Genomic DNA, 7,360 nt, shown 5'->3' on the forward strand with positions numbered 1-7,360 from the left:
AAGTCGTTGAAATCGTGCCCCGGCGTGATCTTCACCGCGCCTGAGCCCAGCTCCGGGTCGGCATGGTCGTCGGCGATAACCGGAATGCGCCGTCCGGTGATCGGCAGCAGCACAGACTTGCCGATCACGCTGGCATAACGCGGGTCGCCGGCGTTCACCGCGACCGCCATATCGGCGAGCATCGTTTCGGGCCGCGTCGTCGCCACGACGATATGGTCCGCGCCGTTCTCCAGCGTCGCGCCGTCGGCGAGCGGATAGCGGAAATGCCAGAAGCTGCCCTGCACCTCGCGCGTCTCCACCTCAAGGTCGCTGATCGCGGTCTTGAGCTTCGGGTCCCAGTTGACGAGCCGCTTGTCGCGGTAGATCAGGCCCTGATTATAGAGGTCAACAAAGGTCTTGAGCACCGCCTTGCTGAAATGCGGGTCCATGGTGAACTGCTCGCGTGACCAGTCCATCGAACAGCCCAGACGGCGCAGCTGGCGGGTGATCTGGCCGCCGCTTTCCGCCTTCCAGTTCCACACTTTGGTGACGAAATCCTCACGGCTGTAGTTGGTGCGCTTGTCGCCCGCCGCCTCAAGCTGGCGCTCGACCACCATCTGCGTGGCGATCCCCGCATGGTCGGTGCCGACCACCCACAAGGCGTCCTTGCCGCGCAGCCGCTCGTAGCGGACCATCACGTCCTGCAGCGTGTTGTCAAGCGCGTGGCCGATATGAAGGCTGCCTGTGACATTGGGCGGCGGGTTGACGATGGTGAAGGGCGCGGCATCGGGCCGCGCGGGGCGGAACGCGCCGGTTCCCTCCCAATGCGCATACCAGCGCGCCTCTATGGCGGCGGGATCAAAGGTCTTGGGAAGCTCGGTTTTGCTGTCGGTCATGGGGCAAGCCATTAGCGATAAAACAGCATTTAATCCAAGCGTTGAGTTCGCACTAAATATGAACCGGCTGAATGTCGACGTGAGCAAGCGCTTTCGTTAGATCTGGCGGCAGAGCGGCAAATCGCAGCAGCGCATCTCCCGACTTTGCAGCTATAATGGTGGGCTCTGCAGCGGAGTTGTTGAAGATATAGAGGTCATCCAGTTTGTGATAGAATGCAGCCAACTGTTCAAACGAGCGCTGGCGGCGCGCTGCGATCTTTTCACGCGGAACGTCATGACCGCCCGACCGGACGCGGATCGCCACCCGGTCATATTGCAGTTCGACCGTGTCGAGCACGACATACAGCATACGCACGATGAAACCCTGAGCGTGGGCAAGATCAACCAGCCTCAGATATTTCGGAGATGATAGCACGGTCTCCACCCCGATGGTCTGATAGGTGTTGATCGACGCTTCCAACCATGCCTCGATCCGCTGAACCGCTGACAGGTTGGCCTCTTGCATGCCCGACTGCTCGTGGTCGATGATCTTTGCCGTCAGCAGATCAGGGTTGATGATCCAGACCGAGCCGCCCCAGCCTTCGATATCGGTTCGGTTGTAAAGCGAGCTTTTGCCGCTGCCATTAGGCCCTGCGACGATCCACAGGACAGGACGTTCAGGCTTTCGAGGCGTCTTCACTGGCGCGGGCCTGAGCTTTCTGGTCGGCCTTGATCCGCCGGACATTCGAGCGGAATGCCGCGAGCAGATCGTAGGGCAGACTCGGGCTTTCGGCCTGGACAACCTTCATGCGAATCTTGCTGCCATCAGGTGCGGTCACGATCTTGGTCGCAAGATCGCTGGGGCGGACTTTGGGCGGTTGGCTGGCCATGATGACCTCCTTGGCCATAAACATAGATGCTACGACCACGAAAGCAAAGCCGATCAGCCGTTGCGGCCGGTGATCCTGCCGATTTCCTTGGCCACCAGGGCCTCGACCATGTCCGGCAGGTTGCGGTCGAGCCATTCGGCGAGCATCGGGCGCAGCATGTCGCGGACCATGGCTTCCAAAGAGGTTTCGCCCGAGCGCACGATCTGCGGCGCGACGCCCGGTTCGGTCAGCGTCGCCAGCACGGCAAGCGATTCGCGCATCGATTGCGCGCCGCCTACGCTGATCAGCGGTTCGTCATCAGGCGATTCGGGGTCAGGCTGTTCGAGTGGATCGGTGAGTTCGAGTACATCGTCGGCCTGCCGGTGCTCACGGGCACGCGCGCCGCGTGAGGGCGCCCGGCGGGGCGCGCGGCCATCTTCGGCGATCACCTTCTTGATCGACGCGAGAATCTCTTCCAGGCTTGGCTCGCCGATTTCACGTGTCATGATATGCAGCACCCCGTTTGCCGACCAACCAGCGCGTTTAGTTGGCGGGCGGGCCTATTAGTGCGGCATCTTGCGCGGGCGTGTCAACGGTGCGTGTCGATTGGGCAGTCGGGTCCTCGTCCGATGCCCAGTCGTTAATCTTGCGGCGGACGCGGTCATAGTTGACGCTGGGATCATATAATATGCCGCCATCGAGCCCCAGATCGCGTGCCTCGGCCTTGCCCATCGCCGCCAGCAATGTGAAGCCCGCGACATAGGCATTGCGCCGTGCGGTCACCAGCTGCACCTGCGCGTTGAGCAGTTCGCGCTCGGCATCAAGAATGTCGAGCACGGTGCGGTTGCCGACGCTGTTCTCGGCGCGCACGCCCTCAAGCGCCAGCGCGTTCGAATCGACCGCAACCTGCGAGGCGGCGATCACCTGCATCGCGGCGCGATAGCTGGCGAAGGCACCGCGCGTCTGGGCGATGACATCGCGCTCGGTGGCGATTTCCTGCTCCATCGCCTGGCCCGACAACGCCTGCGCGCGGCGGATCTGCGCGCCGGGGCGGCCACCCTGATAGACCGGCACGGTGAGCTGCACCCCGCCCGCAGCGCTCGACTGCTGCTGGATAAAATTTGCGTTGATCAGTGAACTGCCCAGTGTGCCGAGGAAATTCTGGTAATTGCCCTGGGTAAACAGGGCGACCTGTGGCAGCCGGGCACCGCGCGCGGCCTTGACATCAAACTTTGATGCCTCGACCCGCTCGCGCGCGGCGATTACATCGGGGTTGTCGTCAAGCGCGGTATCGACGGCGGATTCGGGGCCATCGGGCAGGTTGGGCAAAGGCGGCGGCGGCTCAAGCTGGCCAGGCGCGTTGCCAACCAGCTGGATATAGATTTCCTTGCTGCGGATCAAATTGGCCTCGGCGGTCTGCAGGTCGCTTTGCGCGATCGCCAGCCGCGCATCGGACTGCGCGACATCGGTGCGCGTCAGGTCGCCGATCTCAAACCGGTCAGACGATGCCTGCAGGTTGGTTTCGAGCGCGCCGACATTCTGCAACCGCAGGCTTACGATGGCCTCATCACGCATGACGTCCATATAGGCCGCGACGACATTGCTGAACACAGCTGCCTCGGTGCCGCGCAGATCGGCCTGGCCTGCGCCGACCCGGGTCTTGGCTGCCTTGATGCCGTTGCGCACGCTGCCGCCTGAATAGACCGGTACCGTCAGGTTGATGCTGCCATTAAGCGAACGCTCCGGTGCGGTGAAGGCGTTGGCGGGGTTCAGAAAATTCTCGGTATACTGCGCCTGCACCTGCGAGCTGGGCCGACCGTCGGCGAGCGAGATCGGCACGCCTTCATCGGTCGCGCGCTGCGCCGCGCGCGCTGCATTGAGCGTCGGGTTCTGCTGATAGGCGGTGATCAGCGCCTCGCGCAGCGTTTCAGCCTGCGCGGACGCCGCGCCAAAGGCCACCAGTGCGCCGCAACCGGCGAGCAATAGGCACGTTTTCATCAAACCCGTTCTCATGCGTGCATGACCGTTACAGATCAGCCAGTGGTATTAAAAGCTGTAGCCTTTTGGCCGTGCAAAGGCCGCAAGCGGAGCAATATCGGTATCGGCAAAGGGCAGCAGCGCAAATGCGGTCGCGCTCTTGCGCCCCATCGCCAGCCGGGTAACGCCGTTGTCATTCACCCCGGTGATCAGCCGCCCGCCATCAGCCAACTGATCGATCAGCGCGGGCGGCACGGCATCAACCGCGCCATCGATGATGATCAGATCATAAGGTGCAGCATTGGCGTGCCCCCCGGTCAGAGGTGATTCGATCAGCGCGACATTGGCGATACCGCCAAGCGCGGTGCGGGCATGATCGACCAGCAGCCGATTGTCTTCGACCGCCGTCACCGATGCGACCACACCGCCGAGCAGCGCGGCGACATAACCGGTGCCGGCGCCGACAAGCAACACCTTGTCATCGCTGCGCAATTCGGCGCGGGTGAGCATCAGCCCGGTTGACAGCGCGGGGTTCAGCACCCGGCCATCGCCCAGCGGCACGCTGCGGTCGATATAGGCGAGCGGCGCCTGCGCCTGCGGCACGAACGCCTCACGCTGCGTCACCGCCATCGCCGCGATCACGACAGGGTCGCTCACCGCGCTCGGGCGCAGCTGGCTTTCGATCATGCGCCGCCGCGCGGCAGCGAAATCTGGCGGGGAAAGAGTTGTCGTTGCGGTCATCGCTCGTGCCCTAGAACATGCCAACAGCAATGCAAGCCAGATTGGCCGCCCGCCACGGGTCTGCATAACCTGCCAGTTGCAATTTGCAATCGGCTTGTGCTAGAGCGTTATGCCACGGCTGTGTTATGATGACAATACAGCTTTTAACGTCACAATGACCCGATCTCGCGCGGGGGCCTCAAGGATATTGCTGGCGGGCGTGGAGGACAGCGAGGATGCGGACGATTCCGGGCTCGACGCGATAGATGAGCAGATAATTGGGATGCACGACCGCCTCGCGCGTGCCGGGCGCCCGACCAGGCCGGTGCATTTCGGGAAAATCTTTCAGTTGTTGCGCGTGCCGATCAAACAATGCCACCATCCGCTCGGCAGCCGCCGGGTTGCGATCTGCTATATACGCGATGATATCGTCGTGATCGCGCGACGCGTCATCGGTCCAGATCAGCTGCACGCTGCTTTGCCTTTTCAATAATCGCTGCAGCGCGTGCCATCACCTCTTCGTGCGGAATGCACGGCTCGGTCGATGCCAGCGCCTTGGCAACCTTGGCGCGCACCCATGCATCATGCGCGGCTTCTTCCTCGGATGAGGCGAATTCGGATTCGATGGGAGAGTATTTGACCATGAATTATTCTAACACATCGGCGGCGGGCCGCAAGATCGTCAGCTTGGCCTTGCCGACGATGCGTTCGGCCTCAACCGTAAAGCCGGAGACGGCGACAGTCTCGCGGCTGCCGGTCTCCACGCTGATCCAGCACGACGGGCTGAACCAGCCGAGCCACCCGAGCTTGTCGAGCGCCACGCTGCCCGCGCCGCTGCCATAAGGCGGGTCCATCATCACGACATCAAACGGCTTGAGCGCGGGGCCGAGCGCGAGCGCCGAACTTGAACGCACTTCGGTGCGGGCGCCGGCATCGAGCAGCGCGATGTTGGCGCGCAGCACATCGATGGCGGGGCGGTCGTGCTCCACAAAGGTGCAGCGCTCAGCGCCGCGCGATAGCGCCTCAAGCCCGAGCGCGCCTGATCCTGCAAACAGATCAAGCACCGACAGCTCATCGAACGATCCCAGGCGGCTGGTGACCATCGAAAACAGCGTTTCGCGCACCCGGTCGGCGGTGGGCCGGGTGGTGTCACCTGCGGGCGTCCTGATCTTGCGGCCCCGCCACTGGCCCGCGATGATGCGCAGCATGTTAAACCTTCTCCCCTGTGGGGGGGAAGGATACGCAGCCTTGCCGAGCGCAAGCGAGGCTAGGCGCAGTTGGATGAGGGGCAGGGGCGCTGTCGTTGTTTTGCAGCCGCGTCACCCTCTCCCAGCTTCGTCTTGGCTCCTGCGTCGCCAAGACTGCGCAACCCTCTCCCGTCGAGGGAGAGGGGGATATTGCCCCCCTCATGCCAAACCGTTCCTGAACACCAGCAGATCGTGCTTGCGCACCTCCTCGACCGCGCCGGGTTCCAGCCCGTCGAGCAAAAACGGTCCATAGCGGGTGCGGATCAGGCGTGAAACCTTGAGGCCGAAATGTTCGAGCACGCGGCGCACCTCGCGGTTCTTGCCCTCGGCCAGCGTCATCTCGATCCAGCCATTGCGCCCGGTGCGGCGTTCAAGGTTGGCGTCGATCTTGCCATAGCGCACGCCTTCGATGGTGATGCCGTGGATCAGTTCTTCCAGCTGCGTCTGGCTCACCTCGCCAAAGGCGCGGGCGCGATAGGTGCGTTCGACCCCGGTGCTGGGCAGCTCCATCTGGCGCTTGAGTTCGCCGTCGTTGGTCATCAGCAGCAGCCCTTCGGTGTTGAGATCGAGCCGCCCGATAGGCATCATCCGGGGCGCTTCGGGCGCGACCTTGGCAAGATGATCGTAGATCGTAGCGCGGCCGGTGAAGTCGCGCGCCGCCGTCAGCAGCCCGGCGGGCTTGTGGAAGCGCCACAGCTTGGCGGGTGCTGGTTCCTTGACCTGCCTGCCATCGACGGTGATGCCGTTGAGGCTGGTGAGCACGGTCGCAGGCGTGGTGATCACCGTGCCATCGCGCGCGACGCGGCCTTCGGCGATCATCCGCTCGATCTCGCGGCGCGAGGCGATGCCTGCGCGGGCAAGCAGCTTGGCGATGCGCTGGCCTTCGCCCAGCGCGGATGGTGCGCGCTCGGAAGGGCTGTCATTCAGTGGATCGAATTTTGGTTTTCGCGGTGGCATGCGCGGTGCTATAGCCATAAGGTTGGCCAACGGGAACGCAAGATTTCACCCTGCGTAGTTCCGCGAGTGGTCCGTGTTATCCAGAAAGACCGTCATGCTGTTTCCGCGTTTTCAACGGGCGATTGAGTCGATCCTGATCGTCGAGGATGAGCCCTTGGTGGCGTTTGACAACGAACTGCGGGTCATGGATGCGGGCTATCACGTTGTCGCAACCATCGACAACGAGACCGATGCCATCGCAATCCTGCAAACCGAGCCGATCCAGCTGGTGCTGGCGGACGTCAACCTGTCAGGCGGGGGCAGCGGTGTTGAGGTTGCCAAGGTGGCGAGCGGGATGGACATTCCGGTGCTGTTCGTCACCGGCGCATGCCCGGGCGATGCGCGCCAATATGCCATCGGCTGCCTGATCAAACCCTATAGCGCCGTCGAACTGGTCAAGGCGATCCGCGCGGTTGATCAGCTGATCCGGGGCGAAAAGCCCCGTGCGATGCCCAAGTCGCTCAACCTGTATTCTGAGGTCTGACGGGCAAGGGTAACCGTTCAGCGTGAGCCGACGAACAAGGTCATTCATCCTGACCTTCGGAACACCCCATCTCATGCAGAAAATCTGGATACCCCTGCTCGCCATCGCCGCCATCACCGGTGTCGCAGTGGCTGCGAGCAAGCCCGGCGCCAGCGCTTCGGCCAACGCCCCGGCTACATCTCCGACGAAGGCGCGCGCGCCAGCTGCGCGGCT

At 63.1% G+C, this 7,360-nt stretch carries 11 protein-coding genes; 1 reads left to right on the forward strand and 10 read right to left on the reverse strand.

Annotated features, from left to right (window positions below):
* The 10 genes from ACEW8G_RS15870 to ACEW8G_RS15915 form a co-directional block, all read right to left on the reverse strand.
* On the reverse strand, positions 1–875 hold an 875-nt coding region (locus tag ACEW8G_RS15870; protein ID WP_373489366.1), incomplete at its 3' end, for a class I tRNA ligase family protein.
* A 52-nt stretch (positions 876–927) separates the two neighbouring features.
* Positions 928–1,554: an AAA family ATPase gene (locus ACEW8G_RS15875; RefSeq protein ID WP_373489367.1), complete on the reverse strand. Its 627-nt coding sequence runs from the start codon at positions 1,552–1,554 to the stop codon at positions 928–930.
* Complete coding sequence (locus ACEW8G_RS15880; RefSeq protein WP_373489368.1) at positions 1,532–1,744, reverse strand: hypothetical protein; 213 nt, start codon at positions 1,742–1,744, stop codon at positions 1,532–1,534. Before ACEW8G_RS15880 ends, ACEW8G_RS15875 begins: the two co-directional genes overlap by 23 nt.
* 53 nt (positions 1,745–1,797) lie before the next feature.
* Positions 1,798–2,229: a DUF2497 domain-containing protein gene (locus ACEW8G_RS15885; protein ID WP_373489369.1), complete on the reverse strand. Its 432-nt coding sequence runs from the start codon at positions 2,227–2,229 to the stop codon at positions 1,798–1,800.
* Between the two features lie 37 nt (positions 2,230–2,266).
* Positions 2,267–3,721 carry a TolC family outer membrane protein gene (locus tag ACEW8G_RS15890; RefSeq protein ID WP_373489370.1) on the reverse strand — a complete coding sequence of 485 codons (1,455 nt, stop codon included), beginning with the start codon at positions 3,719–3,721 and terminating at the stop codon, positions 2,267–2,269.
* 48 nt (positions 3,722–3,769) lie between these two features.
* The gene (locus tag ACEW8G_RS15895) at positions 3,770–4,441 is read right to left on the reverse strand and encodes a protein-L-isoaspartate O-methyltransferase (protein ID WP_373489371.1); all 672 of its coding nucleotides are present in this window, start codon (positions 4,439–4,441) and stop codon (positions 3,770–3,772) included.
* 178 nt (positions 4,442–4,619) lie between these two features.
* A complete protein-coding gene (locus ACEW8G_RS15900; protein WP_373489372.1) occupies positions 4,620–4,892 on the reverse strand; it encodes a type II toxin-antitoxin system RelE/ParE family toxin in 273 nt (90 codons plus the stop codon).
* Positions 4,870–5,064 (reverse strand): stability determinant, encoded by a 195-nt coding sequence (locus tag ACEW8G_RS15905; protein ID WP_373489373.1) that lies wholly within the window; start codon positions 5,062–5,064, stop codon positions 4,870–4,872. The genes ACEW8G_RS15900 and ACEW8G_RS15905 overlap by 23 nt, the downstream gene beginning before the upstream one ends.
* Positions 5,065–5,067: 3 nt before the next feature.
* Positions 5,068–5,625 carry a 16S rRNA (guanine(966)-N(2))-methyltransferase RsmD gene (gene rsmD / locus ACEW8G_RS15910; RefSeq protein ID WP_373489376.1) on the reverse strand — a complete coding sequence of 186 codons (558 nt, stop codon included), beginning with the start codon at positions 5,623–5,625 and terminating at the stop codon, positions 5,068–5,070.
* Positions 5,626–5,826: 201 nt separating this feature from the next.
* Positions 5,827–6,624 carry a pseudouridine synthase gene (locus ACEW8G_RS15915; RefSeq protein WP_373489374.1) on the reverse strand — a complete coding sequence of 266 codons (798 nt, stop codon included), beginning with the start codon at positions 6,622–6,624 and terminating at the stop codon, positions 5,827–5,829.
* Between the two features lie 94 nt (positions 6,625–6,718).
* Between ACEW8G_RS15915 and ACEW8G_RS15920 the strand changes: the two genes are divergently transcribed.
* Complete coding sequence (locus ACEW8G_RS15920; protein ID WP_373489375.1) at positions 6,719–7,147, forward strand: response regulator; 429 nt, start codon at positions 6,719–6,721, stop codon at positions 7,145–7,147.
* Positions 7,148–7,360 lie beyond the last annotated feature (213 nt).

The sequence above is a fragment of the Blastomonas sp. genome, assembly GCF_041747255.1.
In the GTDB taxonomy this organism is placed as follows: Bacteria; Pseudomonadota; Alphaproteobacteria; order Sphingomonadales; family Sphingomonadaceae; genus Blastomonas.

Excerpts from the sequence above, each read along its gene's own strand:
- ACEW8G_RS15895 (WP_373489371.1), bottom strand. The coding sequence starts at position 4,441 with ATGACCGCAACGACAACTCTTTCCCCGCCAGATTTCGCTGCCGCGCGG.
- ACEW8G_RS15920 (WP_373489375.1), top strand. The coding sequence starts at position 6,719 with ATGCTGTTTCCGCGTTTTCAACGGGCGATTGAGTCGATCCTGATCGTC.
- ACEW8G_RS15890 (WP_373489370.1), bottom strand. The coding sequence starts at position 3,721 with ATGAAAACGTGCCTATTGCTCGCCGGTTGCGGCGCACTGGTGGCCTTT.
- ACEW8G_RS15905 (WP_373489373.1), bottom strand. The coding sequence starts at position 5,064 with ATGGTCAAATACTCTCCCATCGAATCCGAATTCGCCTCATCCGAGGAA.
- ACEW8G_RS15885 (WP_373489369.1), bottom strand. The coding sequence starts at position 2,229 with ATGACACGTGAAATCGGCGAGCCAAGCCTGGAAGAGATTCTCGCGTCG.
- ACEW8G_RS15915 (WP_373489374.1), bottom strand. The coding sequence starts at position 6,624 with ATGCCACCGCGAAAACCAAAATTCGATCCACTGAATGACAGCCCTTCC.
- ACEW8G_RS15880 (WP_373489368.1), bottom strand. The coding sequence starts at position 1,744 with ATGGCCAGCCAACCGCCCAAAGTCCGCCCCAGCGATCTTGCGACCAAG.